General features: G+C 61.9%; 25 protein-coding genes and 1 pseudogene. 17 read left to right on the top strand and 9 right to left on the bottom strand.

Annotated elements, in window-relative coordinates; all coding sequences use genetic code 11:
- Nucleotides 1–47: 47 nt before the first annotated feature.
- Nucleotides 48–137, top strand: a pseudogene (locus TabM4_RS14830) (IS5/IS1182 family transposase); the annotation flags it as partial.
- A gap of 130 nt (nucleotides 138–267) precedes the next feature.
- On the opposite strand, the gene TabM4_RS14825 reads toward TabM4_RS14830, so the two are convergent.
- Complete coding sequence (locus TabM4_RS14825; protein ID WP_434613923.1) at nucleotides 268–1,167, bottom strand: LysR substrate-binding domain-containing protein; 900 nt, start codon at nucleotides 1,165–1,167, stop codon at nucleotides 268–270.
- A gap of 108 nt (nucleotides 1,168–1,275) precedes the next feature.
- Between TabM4_RS14825 and TabM4_RS14820 the strand changes: the two genes are divergently transcribed.
- The 3 genes from TabM4_RS14820 to TabM4_RS14810 all read left to right on the top strand — a co-directional run bounded on the left by TabM4_RS14820 (nucleotide 1,276) and on the right by TabM4_RS14810 (nucleotide 4,652).
- Nucleotides 1,276–1,941 (top strand): peroxiredoxin, encoded by a 666-nt coding sequence (locus tag TabM4_RS14820; protein ID WP_434613920.1) that lies wholly within the window; start codon nucleotides 1,276–1,278, stop codon nucleotides 1,939–1,941.
- A 69-nt stretch (nucleotides 1,942–2,010) separates the two neighbouring features.
- Nucleotides 2,011–2,889: an MBL fold metallo-hydrolase gene (locus TabM4_RS14815; protein WP_434622101.1), complete on the top strand. Its 879-nt coding sequence runs from the start codon at nucleotides 2,011–2,013 to the stop codon at nucleotides 2,887–2,889.
- Between the two features lie 11 nt (nucleotides 2,890–2,900).
- The gene (locus TabM4_RS14810) at nucleotides 2,901–4,652 is read left to right on the top strand and encodes a SulP family inorganic anion transporter (RefSeq protein ID WP_434613918.1); all 1,752 of its coding nucleotides are present in this window, start codon (nucleotides 2,901–2,903) and stop codon (nucleotides 4,650–4,652) included.
- A 19-nt stretch (nucleotides 4,653–4,671) separates the two neighbouring features.
- Here the strand turns inward: TabM4_RS14810 and TabM4_RS14805 are convergent, their stop codons facing one another.
- The 3 genes from TabM4_RS14805 to TabM4_RS14795 all read right to left on the bottom strand — a co-directional run bounded on the left by TabM4_RS14805 (nucleotide 4,672) and on the right by TabM4_RS14795 (nucleotide 6,558).
- Nucleotides 4,672–5,715: a YeeE/YedE family protein gene (locus TabM4_RS14805; RefSeq protein WP_434613915.1), complete on the bottom strand. Its 1,044-nt coding sequence runs from the start codon at nucleotides 5,713–5,715 to the stop codon at nucleotides 4,672–4,674.
- Between the two features lie 54 nt (nucleotides 5,716–5,769).
- The gene (locus tag TabM4_RS14800; RefSeq protein ID WP_434622099.1) at nucleotides 5,770–6,102 is read right to left on the bottom strand and encodes an ArsR/SmtB family transcription factor; all 333 of its coding nucleotides are present in this window, start codon (nucleotides 6,100–6,102) and stop codon (nucleotides 5,770–5,772) included.
- Between the two features lie 96 nt (nucleotides 6,103–6,198).
- Nucleotides 6,199–6,558, bottom strand: a complete 360-nt coding sequence (locus TabM4_RS14795; RefSeq protein WP_434613912.1) for a thioredoxin family protein — start codon at nucleotides 6,556–6,558, stop codon at nucleotides 6,199–6,201.
- A 78-nt stretch (nucleotides 6,559–6,636) separates the two neighbouring features.
- Here TabM4_RS14795 and TabM4_RS14790 point away from each other — a divergent pair, with 78 nt between their 5' ends.
- The 13 genes from TabM4_RS14790 to TabM4_RS14730 all read left to right on the top strand — a co-directional run bounded on the left by TabM4_RS14790 (nucleotide 6,637) and on the right by TabM4_RS14730 (nucleotide 18,473).
- Nucleotides 6,637–7,374: a cytochrome c biogenesis CcdA family protein gene (locus TabM4_RS14790; RefSeq protein ID WP_434613909.1), complete on the top strand. Its 738-nt coding sequence runs from the start codon at nucleotides 6,637–6,639 to the stop codon at nucleotides 7,372–7,374.
- A 16-nt stretch (nucleotides 7,375–7,390) separates the two neighbouring features.
- Complete coding sequence (locus TabM4_RS14785) at nucleotides 7,391–7,966, top strand: thioredoxin family protein (protein WP_434613906.1); 576 nt, start codon at nucleotides 7,391–7,393, stop codon at nucleotides 7,964–7,966.
- A 104-nt stretch (nucleotides 7,967–8,070) separates the two neighbouring features.
- Nucleotides 8,071–8,544, top strand: coding sequence for a sulfur oxidation c-type cytochrome SoxX (soxX, locus tag TabM4_RS14780; protein WP_434613904.1), 474 nt, complete (start codon nucleotides 8,071–8,073; stop codon nucleotides 8,542–8,544).
- A 29-nt stretch (nucleotides 8,545–8,573) separates the two neighbouring features.
- The gene (soxY, locus tag TabM4_RS14775) at nucleotides 8,574–8,993 is read left to right on the top strand and encodes a thiosulfate oxidation carrier protein SoxY (protein WP_434613901.1); all 420 of its coding nucleotides are present in this window, start codon (nucleotides 8,574–8,576) and stop codon (nucleotides 8,991–8,993) included.
- A 23-nt stretch (nucleotides 8,994–9,016) separates the two neighbouring features.
- Nucleotides 9,017–9,346 (top strand): thiosulfate oxidation carrier complex protein SoxZ, encoded by a 330-nt coding sequence (soxZ, locus tag TabM4_RS14770; protein ID WP_434613898.1) that lies wholly within the window; start codon nucleotides 9,017–9,019, stop codon nucleotides 9,344–9,346.
- Nucleotides 9,347–9,373: 27 nt separating this feature from the next.
- Nucleotides 9,374–10,240 carry a sulfur oxidation c-type cytochrome SoxA gene (soxA, locus tag TabM4_RS14765; RefSeq protein ID WP_434613895.1) on the top strand — a complete coding sequence of 289 codons (867 nt, stop codon included), beginning with the start codon at nucleotides 9,374–9,376 and terminating at the stop codon, nucleotides 10,238–10,240.
- A 116-nt stretch (nucleotides 10,241–10,356) separates the two neighbouring features.
- Nucleotides 10,357–12,051: a thiosulfohydrolase SoxB gene (soxB, locus tag TabM4_RS14760; RefSeq protein ID WP_434613892.1), complete on the top strand. Its 1,695-nt coding sequence runs from the start codon at nucleotides 10,357–10,359 to the stop codon at nucleotides 12,049–12,051.
- 55 nt (nucleotides 12,052–12,106) lie between these two features.
- Nucleotides 12,107–13,372 (top strand): sulfite dehydrogenase, encoded by a 1,266-nt coding sequence (soxC, locus tag TabM4_RS14755; RefSeq protein WP_434622097.1) that lies wholly within the window; start codon nucleotides 12,107–12,109, stop codon nucleotides 13,370–13,372.
- On the top strand, nucleotides 13,356–14,495 hold the full coding sequence (locus TabM4_RS14750; RefSeq protein WP_434613889.1) for a c-type cytochrome: 1,140 nt from the start codon (nucleotides 13,356–13,358) through the stop codon (nucleotides 14,493–14,495). The genes soxC and TabM4_RS14750 overlap by 17 nt, the downstream gene beginning before the upstream one ends.
- Before the next feature lie 4 nt (nucleotides 14,496–14,499).
- Nucleotides 14,500–15,204 (top strand): c-type cytochrome, encoded by a 705-nt coding sequence (locus TabM4_RS14745; protein ID WP_434613886.1) that lies wholly within the window; start codon nucleotides 14,500–14,502, stop codon nucleotides 15,202–15,204.
- Nucleotides 15,205–15,265: 61 nt separating this feature from the next.
- Nucleotides 15,266–16,531 (top strand): FCSD flavin-binding domain-containing protein, encoded by a 1,266-nt coding sequence (locus TabM4_RS14740; RefSeq protein ID WP_434613883.1) that lies wholly within the window; start codon nucleotides 15,266–15,268, stop codon nucleotides 16,529–16,531.
- Nucleotides 16,532–16,614: 83 nt separating this feature from the next.
- On the top strand, nucleotides 16,615–17,520 hold the full coding sequence (locus TabM4_RS14735; RefSeq protein WP_434613880.1) for an MBL fold metallo-hydrolase: 906 nt from the start codon (nucleotides 16,615–16,617) through the stop codon (nucleotides 17,518–17,520).
- Entirely contained in the window at nucleotides 17,517–18,473 is a 957-nt protein-coding gene (locus tag TabM4_RS14730) for an MBL fold metallo-hydrolase (RefSeq protein WP_434613877.1), read from the top strand. The genes TabM4_RS14735 and TabM4_RS14730 overlap by 4 nt, the downstream gene beginning before the upstream one ends.
- A gap of 3 nt (nucleotides 18,474–18,476) precedes the next feature.
- Here TabM4_RS14730 and TabM4_RS14725 read toward each other — a convergent pair whose 3' ends face one another.
- The 5 genes from TabM4_RS14725 to TabM4_RS14705 all read right to left on the bottom strand — a co-directional run bounded on the left by TabM4_RS14725 (nucleotide 18,477) and on the right by TabM4_RS14705 (nucleotide 23,407).
- The gene (locus TabM4_RS14725; RefSeq protein WP_434613874.1) at nucleotides 18,477–19,538 is read right to left on the bottom strand and encodes a YeeE/YedE family protein; all 1,062 of its coding nucleotides are present in this window, start codon (nucleotides 19,536–19,538) and stop codon (nucleotides 18,477–18,479) included.
- A gap of 117 nt (nucleotides 19,539–19,655) precedes the next feature.
- Nucleotides 19,656–20,264, bottom strand: a complete 609-nt coding sequence (locus TabM4_RS14720; protein ID WP_434613871.1) for a class I SAM-dependent methyltransferase — start codon at nucleotides 20,262–20,264, stop codon at nucleotides 19,656–19,658.
- On the bottom strand, nucleotides 20,261–20,611 hold the full coding sequence (locus tag TabM4_RS14715; protein ID WP_434613868.1) for a DUF5368 domain-containing protein: 351 nt from the start codon (nucleotides 20,609–20,611) through the stop codon (nucleotides 20,261–20,263). The genes TabM4_RS14720 and TabM4_RS14715 overlap by 4 nt, the downstream gene beginning before the upstream one ends.
- A 10-nt stretch (nucleotides 20,612–20,621) precedes the next feature.
- Entirely contained in the window at nucleotides 20,622–21,962 is a 1,341-nt protein-coding gene (locus TabM4_RS14710) for an NAD(P)/FAD-dependent oxidoreductase (RefSeq protein WP_434613865.1), read from the bottom strand.
- 258 nt (nucleotides 21,963–22,220) lie between these two features.
- Nucleotides 22,221–23,407, bottom strand: a protein-coding gene (locus TabM4_RS14705; RefSeq protein ID WP_434613863.1) for an IS3 family transposase whose coding sequence is annotated in 2 segments (ribosomal slippage) — nucleotides 22,221–23,146 and nucleotides 23,146–23,407 — 1,188 coding nt in all. Because the reading frame shifts where the segments join, the coding sequence is not laid out codon by codon here.
- Between the last annotated feature and the right edge of the window lie 6 nt (nucleotides 23,408–23,413).

The following is a 23,413-nucleotide window of genomic DNA, read 5'->3' as shown; positions in this document are numbered from 1 at the left end:
GTGTCCTTGGCTGAATGAGGCAAGCTCCCGAACTGATGGGGGTGAAGATGAGCAATCTTTTCTGGCTTGCGGAAGCAAAGATGGCCTGGCTTCGGCCGTTTTTCCCGAAGAGCGATGGTGTGCCGCGCGTCGATGAGTGTTCGTCCTCCGCGCAGTATGCCCAGCAGCCCGCTTTGCGGCGGCGTAACGGTCTGTGCGGCGACACTGGCGGGCAAGCAGTGACTCGCAACTCAAACACTCTGACCATTTGGCCTGAAAGGAAGAGCTTCATACTTTCAAGCTTCGATGGGCAGCGCGGAGGAGCCCAGCGATCTGATGGAACCGCGCGGCATGCGGAGAGGTGGGCCGCCAGCCGAGTACGACCCGGCGAGGGCAAGCCTTCGGCAAGGGCGTCAAGTTGATCGAATGACCACGCGCGATGCCCGCGTCGACAGCAAGCTGCGGAAGAAGGGTAACGCCCAGCCCTTCCTCCACCATCGATAGAAGCGTGGGCAGACTGGTAGCGGCAAAAGCATCACCGGGCGGGCTGGGGATGTCGGCATAGGCCTCCAGCGCATGGCGTTGCAAGCAGTGACCTTTTTCCAGAAGCAGAAGTGATGCGCCAGCCAGAAGAGCGCCGGTCACATCCGGGTTCCCGGCAAGGCTATGGCCGATGGGTGTTGCAAGCTGATAGCCGTCCTCGAATAGGAACTCTGTCTCGATACTGCCGACGTCATGGGGCAGTGCGATGATGATGAGGTCCAGCCTGCCCTCAGCGAGCCCTTCCAACAGTTGTTCAGTCAATTCCTCACGAAGGAACAGTCGAAGCTCGGGCCAGCTTTCGCGCAGCATGGGCATGGCACGTGGGATCAGGAATGGCCCTACCGTAGGGATGACGCCCAGCCGCAGTTCCCCTTGTCCTATACCGGCCTGCGCACGTGCTACCGCTTCCATGTCCGCCACATCGGTCAGCACAATACGCGCCCGCCGCACCAGTTCCTCACCAACAGGCGTCAGCATGACCCGGCGCTTGGAGCGTTCTGCGACGGCGACCCCAAGGTGATCTTCAAGTTCCTTAAGGCCTGCGGAAAGCGTCGGCTGCGTGACGTGGCAGAGTTCTGCCGCGCGTGAGAAGTTGAGGGTGTCAGCAACTGCAACCAGAAAGCGAAGCTGGCGGAGTGTTGTCATGATTAATCATAGATTTTCTCTATTATTGATAGTTTTATAATCAATTTCACCGATTTGTCTAGAAGACTTATCCCAGATCCATCGCAACAATGACCCTTTGAGGACACCATGAACGCCATCACCCCAGTTACCGCGACCCAGACGCCTGTTGGCCTGCCGAGGATGAACGAACCCGCACCGGATTTCACCGCGCTGACCACACATGGCGTGAAGTCTCTCGCGGATTACAAGGGCAAGTGGCTTGTGCTCTTCTCGCATCCGGCGGATTTCACCCCGGTCTGCACCACGGAATTCACGGCCTTTGCGGCCCGATCCGCCGATTTCGCCGCGCTGAACACCGAACTCCTTGGCCTGTCGATTGACAGCCACTATGCCCATATCGCTTGGGTCCGGTCGATCAAGCAAAGCTTCGGCGTGGAGATCAATTTCCCCATCATCGCGGACCTCGACATGAAAGTGGCACAGGCCTATGGCATGATCATGCCGGGCGCGTCCGACACGCAGGCCGTGCGGGCAACCTTTGTGATCGACCCCGAAGGCAAGTTGCGCGCGATGGTCTATTATCCGATGACCAATGGCCGTTCGGTGGACGAGATTCACCGGCTGATCGTGGCCTTGCAAACCTCCGCTGAACACAAAGTGGCAACGCCCGAAAACTGGCACCCCGGCCAGCCGGTCATCGTGCCGACGCCGCAGACTTGCGATGCCGCAGACGCGCGCATGCAAGAGGGGCTGAATACGGTGGACTGGTATTTCACCACGAAGATGCTCTGACGCCAGAGCCCTGGTCTTGCGGCGGACTGCATGCGGCAAGACCCGATCCCAAGCCAAAGGAAAAGTGCCATGCACATTTCAAAGACACCCGCTCACCCCGAAGTTCACGGCTTTTTCGATCCTGCCACCAACACGATCAGCTATGTCGTGCGTGACCCGCAATCCGATGCTTGCGCCGTGATCGATTCCGTCATGGATATCGATTATGCGGCTGGCCGGATCACCCATGACCATGCCGATGAGATCATCGCCTTTGTCCAAGCCAAGGGCTGGCATCTGGAATGGCTGATCGAGACCCATGTCCACGCCGACCATTTGTCCGCTGCGCCCTATATCCAGAACAAGCTGGGCGGGAAGATCGGTATCGGTGAAAAGATTACCGTCGTGCAGGAGACTTTTGGCAAGGTCTTCAACGAGGGGACGGAATTCCAGCGTGACGGATCGCAGTTCGACGCGCTTTTCAAGGATGGCGACACCTATGCCATCGGCGCGCTGCAAGCGGTCGCCCTGCATACGCCGGGCCATACCCCCGCCTGCATGACCCATGTGATCGGCGATGCGGCCTTTGTGGGCGACACGCTCTTCATGCCGGACGGAGGTTCAGCCCGTGCCGATTTCCCGGGCGGTGATGCCGGTGTGCTTTATGACAGCATCCAGAAGGTGCTTGCTCTTCCGGATGAAACGCGCCTTTTCATGTGCCATGATTACGGTCCGAATGGCCGGGACATTCGTTGGGAAACGACGGTGGCCGAAGAAAAGGAACACAACATTCACGTGGGCCGCGGTGCAACGAAAGAGGACTTTGTCCGGTTCCGCACCGCGCGCGACGCCACCTTGGCAATGCCAAAGCTGATCCTGCCGTCACTGCAAGTGAACATGCGGGCTGGCGAGATACCGACTGACGCTTCCGGGCGCCCGATGCTGAAGGTGCCGGTGAACGGACTGTAGGGGATGGGTAAATGACACGGCAAATCGGGCGCTGGTTGCCCATCCTTGACTGGGGGCGCACCTATAATCGCGCCACGCTGGCAAGCGACCTGCTGGCAGCGGTGATCGTGACAATCATGCTGATCCCGCAGTCGCTGGCCTATGCGCTGTTGGCAGGCCTGCCGCCCGAGGCAGGGCTTTATGCCTCGATCGTGCCGATCTTCCTTTACACGATCTTTGGCACGTCACGCGTGCTGGCCGTGGGTCCGGTGGCCGTGGTGTCATTGATGACGGCTGCGACCATCGGGCAGTTGGCCGAGGCGGGGACTGCGGGCTATGCGGCGGCTGCGTTGACGCTTGCCTTCCTGTCGGGTGGTATTCTTCTGCTGATGGGCGTTTTCCGCTTGGGATTTCTGGCGAATTTCCTGTCGCACCCAGTGGTTTCGGGTTTCATCTCGGCCTCAGGCCTGCTCATTGCAGCCAGTCAGATCGGCCCTCTGACCGGGCTCAAATCCCAAGGTCACAGCCTTCTGGAGCAGCTTTGGTCTTTGACGACGCAGGTGACGGCGATCAACCTTTCGACCCTGCTGATCGGCGGCGCGAGCCTTGCGTTCCTTTTCTGGGTGCGCCGCGGTCTGAAACCGCTTCTGCGGCGCGCGGGCCTGCCGCCGCGCCCGGCGGACATGCTGGCCAAAGCGGGGCCGGTGGTGGCCATTGCAGCCTCCACCTTTGCTGTCTGGGGCCTGTCTCTGGATCAGGCCGGGGTTGCGGTCGTGGGCGCGGTGCCGCAAAGCCTGCCGCCCCTTACTCTGCCCTCGTTCGACCTCGCTCTCCTGCGCGATCTGGCGCTGCCCGCTGCACTGATTTCCTTGATCGGATTCGTCGAATCCGTCTCGGTCGGGCAGACACTGGCCGCCAAGCGGCGCCAACGGATCGAACCTAACCAAGAGCTTGTCGCCCTGGGTGCGGCGAACCTTGGTGCGTCCTTCACCGGCGGCTTCCCTGTGACCGGCGGCTTCGCGCGGTCGGTCGTCAATTTCGACGCCGGGGCCGAGACACCCGCCGCCGGGGCCTTCACCGCTGTCGGTCTGGCGCTGGCCGCACTGTTCTTGACTCCGCTGATCGCCTTCCTGCCCAAGGCGACGCTGGCTGCAACCATCGTGGTGGCCGTCCTCAGTCTGGTGGACCTGTCGATCCTGAAACGCGCCTGGGGCTATTCCCGCGCCGATTTCGCAGCGGTGGCCGCGACCATGGCTGTGACGCTTGGCGTAGGGGTTGAGGCGGGCGTTTCTGCGGGAGTGGTGCTGTCGCTTATCCTGCACCTCTACCGCACCTCCCGGCCGCATGTGGCGGAAGTGGGCCTCGTGCCAGGGACCGAGCATTTCCGCAACATTCATCGGTTCAAGGTCGAGACCGACCCCGCCGTGCTGACCCTACGGGTGGATGAAAGCCTGTACTTTGCCAATACACGATATCTGGAAGATCTGGTGCTGGCGCGAGTCTCGGGCGAAACGAGTCTACGGCATGTGATCCTGATGTGTTCGGCCGTGAACGAGATCGACCTCAGCGCGCTGGAGACGCTGGAGATGCTGGACCACCGCCTGCGCGACATGGGCGTGACGCTGCACCTGTCCGAAGTGAAGGGGCCGGTGATGGACCGACTGCGCCGCTCAAGCTTCCTTGACCATCTTTCGGGCCGGGTTTTCGTGTCGCAGTTCGAGGCGTTCTGCAAGCTGACTGGGCGCTGTGCATCGCAACCGCTCGGGCCACACGCGAAGCGCTGACCCCCGAGTCGGGCGGCGATCAATCTGGCTGGAAGCCCGAAATGAGTTGCCGAAGGCCGACGCTTGCACCGATCCCTATGGCGAGGAGGGTGACGGGACCAGACCAGGCGAGCGTTGCGAAACCGGTGAGGCCTTGTCCAATGGAGCAGCCCATCGCCACGACGCCGCCGATCCCCATCAGGACTGCGCCACCCACCTGACGGCCAAGTTCGCGCGGGTCTTCGCAAGCTTCCCAGCGGAACAGGCCGCGGATCATCGAACCGATCAGCGCGCCTGCCATGACACCGACCACGGAGCCGACCGAGAAGGTGATCCCTCCGGCAGTTGAAGTCATCAGGAAGATCAGAGTGCGGCCCACGGGGGCGGTGAAGGAGGGACCTTCCACCCCGATGGCGCCAAGACTTTGGCCTGCGACCCATGTCGTGCCGATAAAGCACCAGACCACAGCCAGGCCAGCGGCGATGCCCCAAAATATCATCCGGGGCGACCGGCGCAGATCGGCGTTGGCCAACGACCAGATCAGCAGTGCCATCGCAATGGCTGCCACCACAAAGACGGACGGTAGGCCGATCAGGCCTGCCGCATGCAGGATACCCTGCGGGCCTTCTGCCGCGGGTTGGGGGAAAAGGGCCGTCCGCAGCGGTGCGAGGGGGCCCGACAGGGCGATGAAGCCGAAGATGCCCATCACGATCACCACGACCAGCGACCGCAGGTCGCCGCCGCCAAAGCGCACCAGCGCGCCAAAGCCGCAGTTGCCCGCCAGCGCCATGCCATAGCCAAAGACCAGCCCGCCAAAGATGGAGGCGAGCGGGTTCCATTGCAGGTTATGGTAGAAGGTTGCGCCGAGGTCGATCAGCCCGGTCATGGCTCCCAGTTGCGTGCCGAGGATCGCCACCGCCAACACCACACCCCAAAGACGCAATCCGCGCTGGTCTTGGGCATAGAGGGCGCGTTCGATTGCGCCCAAGGTGCAGAAATCCCCAAGGCGCGCGGCAAGGCCCAGCACCATGCCACCGACAAGGCCGACGATGGCCGCCATCATACCGATGGGAAAGCTCTCCATCGTTCTTCCTCCCTCTGGTTTCCCGCGGCGCAACCTGCGGGCTGGCCGTCCCCCCTATCGCCGGTCTTGTGCCGGCGTGCCGAAGAGGCGGCAAAGCAGTTCGATCATCTCCGAGACCCGGGGGTCGAGAAGCGAGTAGTAAATCGCCTGACCCTCGCGCCGCGCGCTGACGAGCCCTTCGAGGCGCAGGCGGGCCAGTTGTTGGCTGACCACAGCCTGACGCGCCGAGAGCAGGTTTTCAAGTTCCGTGACGGATTTCGGGCCGGAATGCAGATGGCAGAGGATCGTCAGGCGGCCGTCATGACCCAATGCCTTCAGGAAATTGGCAGCGGTCTCAGCTTCGGCGACAAGCGGGCCGAGAATATCGGGCGTGTTGTTTGCGCCCATCGCTGTCACGATCTGATCCAGTATCCTGCCCCCGTTACACCAGCCTATACATGACCAAGGCCGCGTTGGGCCACAAGATTGTGCTCGCCCTATCAATCATGGGGTTTGCGCTGTGGCGATCATGCCTGCGAGGAGTGGCCAGAAGAAATCCTCGCCCGGATAGCCTTCGATGCGATCTTGTTCCACACCGTCAGACAGCAGAATGAATGTGGGCGTAAAGACCGCGGGGCGGGCAAACACCACATCAGGCGGGAGTGGTTCACGCAGCTGAAGGCGCCGCAGAGGCGCGGCCTTGCCTTCCGTCGTGGCGGGGTATTCAGGCGCGACCTCGGCATCCCAGCGGGCGCAGTAGATGCATCCGGGCTGTTCGATCATCACCAGTTCCAACTCCGCCGCAGAAGCCGCAGGAGCGAGGCAGAGCAGAAGCGCGATCGTGGCGAGGCGGCGGAGGGTCATGTTGACGCCCATTAAAAGATAGTAATATGCTAATGTATCTTTGCCGTTTCGGCAAGGCAGCGCTTCAGGGAGGGGGCGATGCTTGAGGTGAGTTTCACCGGTGCGGCGCTTGCGGGGCTTTTGTCGTTCCTGTCGCCCTGCATCCTGCCGATGGTGCCTTTCTATCTGTCCTACATGGCGGGCCTTTCCGTTCGCGAATTGCGCGACGGTGGTGCTATCGCGCCGGGCGCGCAGGGCCGTCTGATCGTACAGGCAGTGGCTTTTGCCCTTGGGGTGACGTCGATCTTTGTCATGCTGGGGATGGGTGCCACAGCGCTTGGCCGGATGTTCCTACAGTGGCGGGATGTGTTGTCCTGGATCGCAGGTGGCATTCTGATCCTGTTCGGGTTGCATTTTCTTGGGATCCTGCGGATCGGGCTGTTCTACCGCGAAGCGCGGGTTCAGACGGAGGCCAAGCCGCGCACGCTGATCGGGGCCTATGTCATGGGCTTGGCTTTTGGCTTTGGCTGGACGCCATGCGTGGGGCCTGCGCTGGCGGCCATCCTGATGGTGGCAAGCGGGATGGGCGAGGTGTGGCGTGGTGGCGCACTGCTTCTCGTCTATGGGTTGGGCATGACGCTACCCTTCGTGCTGGCCGCAGCATTTGCGGGCCCATTTCTCGGCTGGGTCGCGCGCCATCGGGCGCTGATGGGGCATGTGGAAAAGGCGATGGGGGTGATGCTGATTGTCTTCGGCATCCTGATCGCCACCAATTCCGTGAACCTCATTGCCGATTGGATGATCCGCAATTTCGACTGGTCGGCCACGCTGAGATGATGAAGGGGGGAACTCGATGAAGCGGTTTTCTGCGATGATGGCGGCGCTGGTCCTTTCGGCCCTGCCCGCGATGGCGGTGGAATTGGGGGATGACGGCTTGCACAAGCCCGACTGGCTGCGCGAGACCTTCAAGGACCTTCGTGAGGATCTGGCCGAGGCCAATGCTGAGGGCAAGCGCCTGCTGATCTCGGTGGAACAGCGGGGCTGCATCTATTGCACAAAGATGCATGAGGAGGTGTTCCCCGATCCCAAGATCGATGCGCTGATCCGGGAGAGCTATTTCGTGGTCCAGCTTAACCTCTTCGGCGATGTGGAGGTGACCGATTTCGATGGCACCGTGCTGAGCGAAAAGGAAATGGCGATGCGCTGGGGTGTGATGTTCACGCCCACGCTGATCTTTCTGCCGCAAGAGGTGGAAGAGGGGGCAACGGCGGCGGAGGCTTCGGTCGCCATGATGCCCGGTGCCTTTGGCAAGGGCACGACAGCGGCGCTGATGGAGTGGGTTCGTGATCGCCGATACGAGTCGGGCGAGCATTTTCAGAAGTTCGTTGCCGAACAGATGGCTATCGAACAAAGCGGCTCAAGTGATTGATGTGTCGGGAAATATAGGAATATTCACAGATACATATATTTCTGTTGCATGCGGCAGCATCCCGTTGCTATCGTGAAGGAAGGGAGTGATCAGGGAGGATCGCGATGGCACGCCGGCTGCTGCTGGTGTCTGCAATGGCTGTGGCCATTGCCGGACCTGCTTTTTCTGAAATGGCACCTTCTGCCGTGGCTTATGTCGAAGGGGCTGTCGAGGGTTCCTTGTCGGGCGCGCCCGGGAACCCGGAGGAAGGTGTTAAGGTGATGACGACGGCCGCGCTCGGCAATTGCGTGGCTTGTCATCAGGTCAATGCCATTCCGAACGTGCAGTTTCCGGGCACCATTGCGCCACCTTTGGACGGGGTGGCGGATCGCTGGTCCGAGGCGCAACTGCGGGGCATCGTGGCGAATGCCAAGATGACCTTTGAAGACAGCTTCATGCCGGCCTTCTACAAGACGGAAGGTTTCATACGACCCGGTGCCGCCTACACGGGCAAGGCACCTGAGGGTGACCTGCCGCCGATTCTGACGGCGCAGCAGGTCGAAGATGTGGTGGCGTTCCTGATGACGCTTAAGGAATGACGGCCCAGAGGAGAGCCAAGGAGATGAAGATGGAACTTTCCAGACGGAATGCACTTTGGGTCGGCTTCGGCGGGATGGCGGCAATGGCCTTTCCGGGCCTGAGCGCGGCGGCGACCGTGGACGAATTGACGGCGGCCTTCACCGGAGGCATGGCGGCGGGTACGGATGGCATCACCCTGACCGCCCCCGAGATCGCCGAAAACGGGAACACCGTTCCGATCGAGGTGGATGCCCCCGGCGCGGTGGCGATCATGCTTCTGGCGGCTGGTAATCCGGAACCAGCGGTGGCGACGTTCACCTTCGGGCCTGCAGCGGGCAGCCAGCGCGCGGCGACGCGTATCCGCCTGGCCAAAACGCAGGACGTGATTGCGATGGCCAAGATGGCCGATGGCTCCATCGTGCAGGCGCAGGCGACCGTAAAGGTCACCATCGGCGGCTGCGGCGGCTGAGATCAGGGAGAGGGAGAGAGACTATGGCAGATGATGCAAAACCCCGCGTGAAGGTGCCGAAATCGGCAGCGGCGGGTGAAGTGGTCACGATCAAGGCCCTGATCAGCCACAAGATGGAATCCGGGCAACGCAAGGATGCGGATGGCAACATCATCCCGCGTTCGATCATCAACCGTTTCACCTGTGATCTGAACGGTGTGAAAGTGGTGGATGTGGCGATCGACCCGGCCGTATCGACGAACCCATATTTCGAGTTCGACGCCAAGGTGGATGCCGCAGGCGAGTTCAAGTTCACTTGGTACGATGACGATGGCTCCGTCTACGAAGACGTGAAGCCTATCGCTGTCGCCTGAGTGCCGCATGGTCGAGGGAGGAAAACCATGCGCCTCACTGTGACATTGAGCCTGGCCGCAACGGCCCTCGGTCTTGCCCTTGCGGGCACGGCTTCTGCTGACCCTGTCGAGGACAAGCTGATCGTCGAAACCGAAGACGGTTCGTTGGAAATGGTGACGAGCGCACCCGCACCCGATCATCTGAAAGATGCAGTCGATACGATCTGGTCTGGCTGGCACTATCGGGAAACCGAAACCCGCGATCTGCAGCGCGATGATTTCGACAATCCGGGCATGGTGTTCGTGGACCGGGGGCTGGATTCCTGGAACGCGGAAATGGGCGCCAAGGGTGAAAGCTGCGTGGGCTGCCATGAAGGCCCGGAGAGCATGAAGGGTCTGCGCGCCGTGACGCCGCGCGTCGATGCCGAGACGGGCGAGTTGATGATTGTCGAGGACTACATCAACGAATGCGTGACCGAGCGGATGGGTCTGGAAGCCTGGGGTATGACCTCGGACAAGATGAAGGACATGCTGGCCCTCATCTCCATGCAGTCGCGCGGTGAGATCGTAAATGTTGCCATCGACGGCCCGGCTGCCTCCTACTGGGAACAGGGCAAGGAAATCTATCACACCCGCTATGGCCAGCTAGAGATGGCCTGCGTGAACTGCCATCAGGATCAAGCCGGCCAGATGATCCGCGCCGACCACCTCAGCCAGGGTCAGGTTAACGGCTTTCCAGTCTATCGCCTGAAGGATGCAGGTATTTTGTCTGCACAGCAGCGGTTCGTCGGCTGCGTGCGGGACACGCGCGCAGAAACCTTCAAGGCCGGTTCGCCGGAATTCAAGGCGCTGGAACTCTACGTCGCCTCGCGCGGCAATGGCCTCAGCGTGGAAGGCGTATCGGTCCGCCACTAGGTGGCAAGGCCCTGCCCCGGTGCGATCCGGGGCAGGGAAAAATCAAACGAACAGCAAGCCGTCCGAACGTGTCGATTGACGCGCGGGATGAAGGCTTGTCCGAAGTGGAGAGACGGATGATCACGCGGCGCGAGTTCCTTCAGGCATCGGTGGCAGCTTCGGCCATCGTCGGGATATCGGGGTTCGGCAATTGGTCGAAGCTCGCCGCGCAGCAGGCGCTGACGCAGGATCAGTTGCTGGCCTTCGAAGATTTCGGAAACGTCACGCTGGTGCATATCACCGACATCCACGCACAACTGAAGCCGATCTGGTTTCGCGAACCGGAATGGAACATCGGGGTCGGCGAGGCCAAGGGCAAGCCGCCCCATGTGGTCGGGCGCGACTTCATAGAGATGTTCAAACTGACCCCCGCCTCGCCCGAGGCCTATGCCCTGACCTACGAGGATTTCGAGGCGTTGGGAAAGACCTACGGGCGCATGGGCGGGATGGACCGGGTGGCGACGGTGGTCAAATCCATCCGCGCGGCACGGCCCGAGGCGCTTATCCTCGATGGCGGGGATACCTGGCACGGGTCGATGACCAGTTTCCTGACCAAAGGGCAGGACGTGGTCAACGTCATGAACGCGCTGGGGGTCGAGGCGATGACCAGCCATTGGGAATGGACGCTTGGCACCGAGCGGGTGAAGGAGATCGTCGAGACGCAGCTCAAGTTCCCCTTCCTGGGCGCCAACATCTTCGATGCGGAATGGGACGAGCCGGCCTTCGAACCCTACACGATCTTTGAACGCGGCGGTGTGCGGATCGCGGTGATCGGGCAGGCCTTCCCTTACATGCCCATCGCCAACCCGAAATGGCTGTTCCCCGAATACAGCTTCGGTATCCGCGAAGAACGGATGCAAGAGGTGGTGGATGAGGTCCGGGCCGAGGGCGTCGATCTGGTGGTCTGCCTGTCGCATAACGGGTTCGACGTGGACCGCAAGATGGCGGGGCGGGTGAAGGGGATCGACGTGATCCTGACCGGCCATACGCATGACGCGATCCCCGAACCCGTGCTGGTGGGCGAGACGATCCTGATCGCCAGCGGAAGCCATGGGAAATTCGTGAGCCGCGTCGATCTGGATGTGCGCGACGGGCGGATGATGGGCTTCCGGCACAAGCTGATCCCGATCTTTGCCGATGTCATCACGCCGGATGCCGATATGGCGGGGCTGATCGAGGCCGAGCGCGCGCCCTTCAAGGACCAGTTGGAAGAGAAGATCGGGACGACGGAAAGCCTGCTTTATCGGCGGGGCAATTTCCAGGGGACATGGGACGATCTGATCTGCGATGCGATCCGGTCCGAACGCGATGCGCAGATCGCCATGTCGCCCGGCGTGCGCTGGGGCGCGTCGCTGATGCCCGGCGATGCCATCACGCGCGAGGATATCCATAACGTCACCTCGATGACCTATGGCGCCTGCTACCGGACCGAGATGACGGGTGAGATGCTGAAGACCATCCTTGAGGATGTGGCCGACAACCTCTTCAACCCCGATCCCTATTACCAGCAGGGCGGCGACATGGTCCGGGTGGGCGGCCTTGGGTTCTCCATCGACGTGTCGCAGGAGATCGGCAAGCGGATCGGCAACCTGACGCTGACCGATACGGGCGAGGCGATTGATGCGGCCAAATCCTACACGGTGGCCGGTTGGGCCAGCGTGAACGAAGGCACCGAGGGGCCGCAGATCTGGGACGTGGTGGAGGCCCATATCCGCAAACTTGGCAATGTGAAGCTGGACCCGCGCCCGTCGGTCCAGGTGACGGGGATTTGAGATGAGCGAAAAGGACCGCGCGCCGATGGCTGACGAACACATCTCTGACGAGACAATGAGGGAAAAGGCCGGGCCTTCTCGCCGTGGCTTTCTGCGCAACTCGGCATTGGCCGGGGCAGGCCTGGTGGCCGGTGCAGGGGCGGCGCGGGCCGAAGGACCGGACCCGCTGATCACTGAGGTGCAGGAATGGGCATCGGGCTTTGGTGACGCGGTGGATGCGTCGCCCTACGGCATGCCGATCCGGTTCGAGGCGCATGTCATGCGGCGTAATGTCGAATGGCTGACGGAAAGCCCGGTATCCTCCATCAACTTCACGCCGATCCATGCGCTAGAGGGGACGATCACGCCCCAAGGCTGTGCCTTTGAACGCCATCATTCCGGCGCGATCGAACTGTCAAAGCAGGACTATCGGCTGATGATCAACGGGCTGGTGGATCGCCCTCTGGTCTTCACCTACGAGGACCTGACCCGCTTTCCCCGCCATGTGATGACGGCCTTCTGCGAATGCGCGGCGAATGGGGGCATGGAATGGGGTGGCGCGCAGCTTGAGGGCTGCCAGTACACGCAGGGCATGATCCACAACATGGAATATACCGGCGTCATGCTGCGCGACCTGCTGGCCGAGGCGGGCGTGCAGGCCGAGGGGAAATGGGTCTATGTCGAGGGGGCGGATGCATCATCGAATGGCCGGTCCATTCCGATGGAAAAGGCGCTGGACGATGTGATGGTGGCCTTCTTCGCCAATGGCGAGGCGCTGCGGAAGGAACATGGCTATCCTGTCCGGCTGGTCGTGCCGGGCTGGGAAGGCAACATGTGGGTGAAGTGGCTGCGCCGGATCGGGGTCTATGACCGGGCTGTGGAAAGCCGCGAAGAAACCTCGAAATACACCGATCTGATGCCGGACGGACGGGCACGGAAATGGACATGGGTGATGGATGCGAAATCCGTCATCACCTCGCCCAGCCCGCAGGTGCCGATCCGCCATGGCAAGGGACCGCTCGTCATCACCGGTCTGGCATGGTCGGGTCATGGCGCGATCACCCGCGTGGACGTATCGCTGGATGGCGGCCGCAACTGGCAGACGGCACGCATTTCGGGCGATGCCAAGAAGAAGGCGCTGACGCGCTTCCATCTGGACATCGACTGGGACGGGTCGGAGCTGTTCCTACAATCCCGGGCGGTGGATGAAACCGGCTATGTCCAGCCCACCAAGCAGGCCCTGCGCGATATTCGCGGGCTGAACAATGTCTATCACAACAATGGCATCCAGACCTGGTGGGTCCGCGCGGATGGGGAGGTCGAGAATGTCGAGATTGCCTAAACTCCTGCTGGGGTCCTGTGCGCTTGTCCTGACAAGCTTGCCGGTGGCGGCAGAACCGTTCGGGCTTGGCCGTGCCGCATTGCCCGAGGAAATCGCCGCATGGGACGTGGCCATTCTGCCCGACGGGCAGGGGTTGAAGCCCGGTTCGGGCGATGTTCTGACCGGCGAAGAGGTATTTGCCGAAAGCTGCGCGTCTTGCCATGGCGAGTTTGCCGAAGGGCTGGACAGCTGGCCGGTTCTGGCCGGGGGCGAAGGCACCCTGACCGATCCGCGCCCCGTAAAGACGATCGGAAGCTACTGGCCGCATCTGTCCACGGTCTGGGATTATGTCCATCGCTCGATGCCCTTTGGGTCTGCCCAGACGATGAGCGTGGACGACACCTACGCGATCACGGCTTTCCTTCTTTATTCCAACGGCTTGGTCGAAGATGACTTCGTCCTGACGCATGAGAATTTCACCGAGATCGTGCTGCCGAATGCGGACGGGTTCTATCCCGATGATCGGCCTGCAACCGAATATACGCTCTTCAAGGGCGAGCCCTGCATGGCGGATTGCATCGAGGGTGCGCCAGAAGTGACGAAGCGGGCGATAGACCTGAACGTGACGCCGGAAGACCCCGATGGTCGCCCTGCCGGAAGCCTGCCCGATCTGCGCGTCGCGGCCCTCGGCGCGGGGGAAATGACGGAGACCGCCGCGCCAGCGGAGCCGGAGGCTGCGGAGGCAGAGGTTGAGGTCGCCACCGCCGAGGAGGCCGCAACCGCGGCCCCGGAACCTGAGGAAGCGGTCGCCGTCGTGGCAGACCCGGCGCTGATCGCAGCGGGCGAAAAGGCGTTCAAGAAATGTGCGGCCTGTCACAAGGTTGGTGACGGAGCGAAGAATGCCACCGGCCCGCATCTTAACGGCGTCGTCGATCGCGTGGCCGGTATGGTTGACGGCTTCAAGTATTCCAAGCCTCTGACAGAGATGGCGGCCGCGGGTCTGGTCTGGGATGCAGCCTCGTTGTCCGCCTTTCTGGAAAACCCCAAAGGGTTCATGAAGGGCACCAAGATGACGTTTGCAGGGCTGAAGAAGCCCGAAGAGCGAGACGCCATCATCGCCTACCTAGCCACTTTTGCGGAGTAGGTTGATGCGGCCCCTGCCTCTCCTTGTGTTCGGTTTGGCCATCGCAACAGCCTCAGCGCTGGCCGCCGAAGAAATCGGTGATGCGGCACAAGGAGAAGCTCATTTCAAACGGCAATGTTCGGCCTGCCATCAGATTGGCGAGGGGGCAGTGAACCGTGTCGGACCGCGATTGAACGGCGTATTCGGCAGACGTGCCGGGGCGCTGGAGGATTACAAATATTCCAAGCCGATGGCGCGCATGGGGTCGGATGGACTGACATGGACGCTGGAAACGCTGGATGCCTATATCGAAAACCCCAAGGCCCTCGTTTCCGGCACGCGGATGAACTATCGCGGGCTGGATGATCCCGAGGCGCGCGCTGACTTGTTGGCCTATATGCGCGAATGGTCCGACAAGCCGCGCGACATTCCCGAGGCTGAACCCACGGCCTTGGGAACAGACCATACGGTTGATCCGGCAATCCTCGCGATCAAGGGTGATCCGGCCTACGGCGAATACCTGTCCTCGGAATGCACGAACTGCCACCAGGTGGACGGCTCCGACCAGGGCATCCCGTCTGTGACCGGCTGGCCTACCGAAGATTTCGTCGTTGCGATGCATGCCTACCGCGAAAAGCTGCGTCCCCATCCGGTGATGCAGATGATGGCCGGTCGCCTTTCGGATGACGAGATCGCCGCCCTCGCCGCCTATTTCGCGACATTGGACTGAACAAGCCGCGAGGGGTGGGAAAACCGCTCCCGACATCACAGCATCTCAGGGAGGAAACCAAATGATCCTGAACCGCCGATTTTTCATCGGAACCACCCTTGCCGCCGGGGCCGCCTTGTCGGCGCCCATGGTGCTTGGTCAGGCGAAGCCGCGTGTCGTCGTCATCGGCGGCGGGGCCGGGGGGGCCACCGTGGCACGATATCTGGCCAAGGACAGCGCGGGCGCGCTGGATGTGACGCTGGTCGAAGCGAACCCGATCTACACGACCTGCTTCTTCTCGAACCTCTATCTTGGCGGCTTCGTTGAATTTGAAAGCCTGCAACACGGCTACGACAACATGGCCGAGGGCGGCGTGACGTTGATCAACGACATGGCCACTGGCGTGGACCGCGCGGCCAAGACCGTCACCCTGGCGGGGGGTCAAGTGTTGCCCTACGACCGTTTGGTGCTGTCCCCGGGCATCGACTTCAAGGAGGGGTCCGTTCCAGGCTGGTCGGCCGAGACTCATGCCGAAATCATGCCGCATGCCTACAAGGCGGGTCCGCAGACGCAATTGCTGAAGGCGATGGTCGAAAGCATGCCGGAAGGCGGCACCTTCGCCATGGTGGCCCCACCGAACCCCTATCGTTGCCCCCCCGGCCCCTACGAACGCATCAGCATGATTGCCCATGTGCTGAAGCAGAAGAACCCGACGGCCAAGATCCTGATTCTGGATCCGAAAGACAAGTATTCCAAGCAGGCCCTGTTCGAAGAGGGCTGGGGCCGCCATTACGATGGCATGGTGGAATGGATCGGCCCGGATTTCGGTGGCAATGCTGTCGAGGTGCGGCCCGATACGATGGAAGTCGTCATTGATGGCGAAGTGCAGAAGGTGGATTGTTGCAACGTCATCCCCGGCCAGATGGCAGGCAAGATCGCCCAGATCGCAGGGGTGACGGATGACAGCGGCTGGGCACCGGTTCATCCCGACAGCATGAAGTCAAAGGCAGATGAAAACGTCTTTGTGCTGGGCGATTCCAGCGCGCAGGGCGACATGCCGAAGTCCGGCTTCGCCGCAAATAGCCAGGCGAAAGTGGCGTCGATGACGATCCGGGCGGAACTGACGGGATCAAAGGCTTTCCCCGCGAAGTACACCAATACCTGCTGGTCGCTGATCGCGCCGGAGGATGGCGTTAAGGTCGGGGCTTCCTATGAACCGACGCCGGAAAAGATCGCCTCTGTCGACAGTTTCATCAGTGAAACCGGCGAGGATGCGGCCCTTCGGAAGGCGACATACGAAGAGTCCCTGGGCTGGTATGCCGGGATCACCGCCGACATGTTCGGCTGACCGCTTCCTCCCTGACTGGCGGGCATCCCGAAAGGGGTGCCCGCACTTTGCCCACTTTCCCCTGAACGCAGGAAAGACCCACGATGTTGACGCGCCGCCATGTACTGACTGCTGCAACAGCCACGCTGGCCGGGGCCATGCTGCCCCGCAGGCTGTGGGCCGGATCGAAACTTGCGCTTGGCCCGGTGCAGATCGACACGCTGTCCGACGGATCGCTGGTCCTTCCCGGCGATTTCATCCTTGGCGGGATGCCGCAGGAAGAGATGGCGGCGATTGTCGCGAAATACGGCTTGCCGACGGATCAACAGACCCCTCCCTGCAATGTGACCTTGCTGCGGGACGGGACGCATACGGTTCTTTTCGACGTGGGCTCCGGCCCGGACTTCCAGCCCAGCGCCGGAAAGCTGGCCGAGGCGATGGAGGTGCTTGGGGTTGCAGCCGAAGATGTGACGCACGTCCTGTTCACCCATGGGCATCCCGATCACCTCTGGGGCCTGCTGGACGAGTTTGATGAGCCGGTCTTTCCGTCAGCGGAATTCGTGATGGGGCAGGCAGAGTTCGACTACTGGATGGACCCCGCGACCGTGGACAGCATCGGAGAGGCCCGGGCCAGCTTTGCCGTCGGGGCGGCACGCCGTCTGGCGGTGATTGCAGATACCGTGCGGCTGGTGGGGGATGGCGACGAGGTGCTGCCGGGGATCACCGCAAGGCTGACACCCGGTCACACGCCGGGGCATCTGGCATGGGAAATCGGCACCGCAGGCGCCATGGTGGTGGGCGATGCCATCGGCAATCATCACGTTGCCTTCGAACGCCCCGACTGGGCCTCCGGCTCGGATCAGGATGGCGCGCTTGCTGCGGCGACGCGGGTCGCGCTGCTGGAGCGGCTGGCGGCTGAGGGGATACCGATGATCGGCTATCACCTGCCGGGCGGCGGCATCGGGCGGGTCGAACGGGCGGAAAGCGGTTTCCGCTTCGTTGAGACATGATGCAACGGATTGGGTCTCTGGCGCTGGCCATGGTCAGTGTGGCGCTGCCAGCGGGCGCGTCCGAAGATATCCCCGACCAGTATCCGCAATCGGTGCTCTATTCCAAACCCGTCGAGGTTATTCCCCATGTGTTCTCTGCGATCGGGGCCACGGCACCCCCGACGATGGAGAATGCGGGGCACAACAACAACCTGTCCTTCATCGTGACCGGCGATGGCGTGATCGTGGTCAATTCCGGCGCAAGCTGGAAGCTGGCCGAGGCGCTGCATGCCGAAATCCGTGCCGTGACCGATCAGCCTGTGCAACTGGTGATCAACGAGAATGGGCAGGGCCATGCCATGCTGGGCAATGGCTATTGGGCGGCACAGGGCGTGCCGATTCTCGCCCATGAGGAGGCAGCGGCGGAATTCGCCGATGGATCGGCGCAGGACCTTGCCGCCTTGCAACGCTATGCCGGCCCGAATGCTGAGGGCACGGTGATCGCCCCGCCGACGGAAACCTTCACCGACCGCAAGGTGGTGGAAATGGGGGGCCTCACCGTAGAGGTGCTGCATCTCGGCCCTGCCCATTCGCCCGGCGACACGCAGGTCTGGATACCGGCCTGGTCGATGATGATTGCAGGCGACATAGCCTTTCACGAACGGATGCCGCCGATCTTTGAAGGCACCTGTACAAGCTGCTGGATCGAAACATGGGAGACGGCCTTCGCGCCTCTGGCACCGACCTATGTTGTCCCCGGCCATGGCCATCCCACGAACCTCGCGCAGGTGACGCGCTATACGCATGACTACCTTGTGGACCTGCGCACAAAGATCGGCGCGCATCTGGAAGCGGGTGGCGATCTGGCCGGGGCCTATTACGTGGACCAGTCGGCCTGGGCGCATTTGGATACGTTTGAGGAACTGGCGACGAAGAATGCCGGTGTCGTCTTTGCGGAAATGGAGTTTGAATAGGCCTCAGGCCGCGACCGTGCGCCCCGCCTGATCGACCAGGAAATCGGTGACCACTGCACCGATCCACATGCTCAAAAGCGCAAGCCATGCCGTCGCCACAAAGATCGACCCGCCCGTGACGCCCGCGCCGATGGCACAGCCGCCGGCCAGCATTGCGCCAAAGCCCATCAGGACTGCCCCCGTAAGCGACCGGCGCATCTGGCTTTCGCCGTCAAAGCCCTGAAATCGCAATTCTCCCTTTGACGCGGCGGCGAGGAAGGCACCCAGAAACACGCCGGGGACAAGGCCGATGTCAAAGTCGAGGACAGCATCTTCGGACAGGAAGAACATCAGCGTGTTGGCAGAAGGTCCGGAAAAGGTGGCCGAGGTCACGCTGACAGGATCGAAGGCCTGTTGCGCGAGCGAGAAGGTCAGCACCCAGCCCAGAGCGACCGCAAAGCCGACACCCGATGCGAAGACAAGGGTAGACCAGCCAATGGCATTGCGGGCCGCGAGCCAGAGCGCCAGCACGGCCAACGCGAGGCCAAGGACAAGGCCCGTCGCTTCGGGCAGGGACAGCGCAGCAACCATGTCGATGTTGCGCCCGTCCGGGGTTGTCCATAGACCCGCGAGCCAGCCACGCAGGGGGGCCAGCCAGCCATGCAGGGCCATTTGCGCCGTTACGGCAAAGACAAGCCCAGAGATGACCGACCGCAAGTTGCCTGTTGCGGCCAGAACCAGCAGCCGGCCAGAACAGCCGCGCGCCAGAACCATTCCCGCCCCGAACATCAACCCGCCGAGGATTGCGCCGGACCATGATCCGGTGACCGCCATCATCCGCGCCTCCTCAGGGCGGAACAACCCTGACAAACGCGCGGCCTGCACCCAGATCACGGCGGTCGAAAAAGTCAGAAGCCAGACCGCCATCCGCGGGCCAAGCTGCCCGCGCGCGAATTCGACCGTCGCCGCGCGCAGACAGAAGGAGGACCGCTGGGCGGAAAAGCCGAAGATCACGCCGATGCAAAGGCCGAAGGCTGCCTGAAGGCCGGGTTCGGAAAAGCGGTCAAGGAGGAAAGACAGGTCCATGGTCGAAGATCAGCCTCTGACACCTGAGGGTGGGTCTTGCTCCATGAAACCACAACCCTGCCGATCGACCATGATCTGAATCATGCAGGCGGGCGAGAGTATGCCATTCCAAATTGCCTAACGGCGGGCCAGAAGGCCAATGACGGCAGAGAGACCGCTATGGCCGGGGCCTTCGTCCAACACGGTTTCGGCTGCTTCCAGATGCAATATGTCGAACTCCGCAAAGGCGCTGCGCAGCATGTCTTCCGTGTAAAGCTGCGCCGCTTCCCTTGGCCCGCCGGTGCCGTGGCGCAATTGATCAGCTGTGTAGCCCTGCAAGATGAGGTGGCCACCGGGGCGCAGGGCTCGGGCCATGCCGTTCCATTTCAGGGCGCGGTCATCGGGGGCGCTGAACTGGCTGAAGATGTCGGCCACCAGATCGAAAGCGTCGGGCGGGTAGTCCCAGCTGTGAACATCTGCCTGCACCAGATGCAACGTCACACCCCGCCGCGCGGCCAGATCAGCGGCCTTGCGCTGTGCCACATCCGAAAAATCCAGCGAGACAACCTGCCAGCCCTGCTCGGCCAGCCACACACCGTTGCGACCTTCGCCATCGGCCACGCAAAGGGCGCGGCCGGGAGGAAGGGCCGCGGCTTGGTCGGCCAGAAAGCGGTTTGGCGCCTCGCCGAAAAGATACCCCTCTTCGGCAAACCGCCTGTTCCAGCGCTCAAGATCGGGACGGGTCAAGCGGGCTTCCGACGGAAGAGAGACTGGGCGGTGTAGACCAGGATCGCCGCGCCCACCGCGCCCATCGCGGCCACGCCGAGAAGCACGATCACATCCACCGGACCGCCGATGTCGCGGAAATGCGAGTTGGTTACCGCCTGCACGAACAGGACGGCTGCTATCGCGCCGAAGGGCATCGAGACCTGCGCCCAAAGAAACTTGCGCATCGACATGGCGCGGTCGCGGATCAGGACATAGAGATAGGCACCAGTTACGACCAGCGCCGCCAGGACCATGGCCCAAAACAGGCCGCGACCGAAGATTTCTTCAAAGACGGCAATCAGGGTTTCGAATGTCAGTTCCTTCATGGCGCCCTCCTTAGGCCTTGCCGCGCAGCATTGCGTTGTAGGTGGCTTTCAGCGCCACTTCCTTCATCAGCCAACTGATCCACAACTCCTCAAGCGGGGCGATCATGCCGGGGAAGCTTGGAACGAGGTTGTTGTGATAATCAAATTCGACCAGCATCGCGCGCCCAACCCGGGTGATCAGCGGACAGGATGTGTAACCGTCATAGACCTCTGTCCCCTCACGGCCCTCGATGGCGGCGATCAGGTGATCCTCGACCACTGGCACCATCCACTTCACCGATGCAGCCGTCTTGCCCTTGGGCACGCCCGCCACATCGCCAAGGGCGAAGATGTCAGGATAGCGCAAATGGCGCAGCGTCTTCTGATCGACCTCAACCCAACCCTGATCGGTCCATTTGTCGGCCCAAGACAGGCCCGACTGGCGGATCACTTCGGGTGCACGCTGGGGCGGGATGACATGGAGGTAATCATAGGGCAGTTCGATGGTGGATTTGACCTCGACGCCAGCTGCGTCCTTCTCGGTCTTCTCGAAGGTTGCGCGCTTCTGCCCCGGTTCGATGGAAAGCAGTTTGTGCTGCATGTGGGAAATGAAACCACGCTCCTCGAACAGCATCCGCACCTTTTCGGCCACGATGGGCACCGAAAAGGTGGCAGCCTGCGGCGCGGTGTAATGGATTTCATACTTGCCCGCTGCCCCACCCCGGCTGGCGATGTCGTCAATCAGGAAGGTGTGCTTCAACGGCGCGCCAGCGCATTTCATTTCTGTGGCAGGGCGAGTAAACAGGCCGATACCGCCCTCTTCCGTGAATTTTTGGGCGGCTTCCCAGGTCTTGGCGGCATAGGTGGGCCCCGCGTAAAGCGCGCCGATGCCATTCTGGCCGACCATGTCCAGCGAAAAGCCCTCGATCGCGTCATGGTCCAGCACAAGGCCCGGCGCGACGATCAGGAAGTCATACGTCAGGCTTTGCCCGCCAGAGGTGGCAACGGTCTTGGCCACCGGGTCAATGGCCGCCGCATTCTCGGCCACAAGGGTAATGCCTGACGGAAGCCAGTCGGTCGTCTGCGACAGCGTGTAGGAGGCCGGTTTGAGGCCAGCCGCGACGAGGGAAAGGCCGGGTTGGTAAAGATGCTCGGCCCGGGCATCGATAATGGTGATTTGTGCGCCTTCGAGACGCTGGACCAAACGGTTCACAAGCGCTGTGCCCGCAGCACCGGCACCGATGATGACAATGCGCGCCTTGGTCGCAATTGCGTTGGCCCGAACGGGCAGGCCCAAGCTGGCCGCCGCAAGCCCCGCAGCGCCAAGGGACAGAAACGCACGACGCGATGTCGCAAGTCCAGTCGATTTCATAACGTCCTCCAACGAGATATCTTACATCTTCTGCGTGACTTTCCGCGCCAGCATCTTGATCTGGATCAAATATATTCAAATTTTTGAATTTTAATTTACAGAAAACACCCCAGAGAAAACTCGGCCCTCGCTTCCTGACGATGGAAGCAAAGGCCGAGGCTGGCAGGTCAGAATGTAAGCAGGCTGGTGCCCGGGGCGACAATCGCAGCCCCCACGGCATCGGGTGCGGCAGGGGTCACATGCTCTGACCCCCTTTACTCATCCACCTGAAACCAGAGCCGATGGTTGAAATTGGCGCGGTTGCGCGTTGTGAGCAATGGGCGAGCGGCGGAGCGTTTCCGTTTCGAGAAGCCGGTCGCCCATTGCGGTGAGTTTGGCAGCATAGGCTGCGGGTGTGAGATAGCCGAGCGCGGAGTGCGGCCTGGTTGCGTTGTAATCAGCGACCCAGCGCGCGACGGCAGATCGTGCGTGGTCGAGGCCAAAAAACAGCGTCTCATTCAAGAGTTCGTCCCTCATCTTGGAATTGAAGGCTTCGCAGATTCCGTTCTGCATGGGCTTTCCCGGTGCGATGAAGTGCCAAGGCACCCCTGCGTCTTCGCTCCAGGCCAGCATCGCATTGGAAGTGAACTCCGTGCCGTGGTCGCTGACGATGAGTCCAGGCTTGCCGCGCCGCTCAATCAACGTTGTGAGTTCCCTTGCAACGCGGCGACCTGAGATGGAGGTATCGACGACCGCAGCCAGGCACTCCTTCGTTACATCGTCGATGACGTTGAAGATGCGGAAGCGCCTACCATGCGCGAACTGGTCATGGACGAAATCGACAGACCAGCGTGCATTCGGCATGACCATGCTCAGCAAGGGTGCGCGTGTGCCACTGGCCTTCTTGCGGCCCTTCCGCTTTCGCACGGACAGGCCTTCCTCACGGTAGATCCGTTGCGTCTTCTTGTGGTTCACCGAATGGCCTTCTCGCCGCAGCAAGACATGCAGCCGCCGATAGCCGAAGCGGCGCCGTTCGCCCGCCAGCGTCCGCAGGCGCTCGCGCAGATCTGTATCGTCTGGTCGGCAACTGCGATATCGGATGGAGGTCCGGTCCGCTCCGACCACGGAACACGCCCGCCGCTCGCTCATCTCGTGATGCTCCACAAGGATCGCGACGGCTTCGCGCCTAGCGGCGGGCGTTACCACTTTCGCGACAGCAAATCCTTCAAGGCAGCCTGATCCAAAAGCGACTCTGCCAACAACCGCTTCAGACGGGCGTTCTCGTCCTCAAGCTGCTTCAGGCGCTTCGCGTCCGAAACATCCATGCCGCCAAACTTGGCCTTCCACGCGTAAAAGGTCGCTTCCGACATCCCGTGCTTGCGGCACAGTTCCGTCGTCTTCGCCCCAGCCTCCTGCTCTCGCAAAATCCCAATGATCTGCTCTTCCGTGAACTTCGATCTCTTCATGTCCGA

This window comes from Tabrizicola sp. M-4 (assembly GCF_051132405.1).
Lineage (GTDB): Bacteria > Pseudomonadota > Alphaproteobacteria > Rhodobacterales > Rhodobacteraceae > Paragemmobacter.
This window is presented reverse-complemented; position numbering and strand designations above follow the sequence as displayed.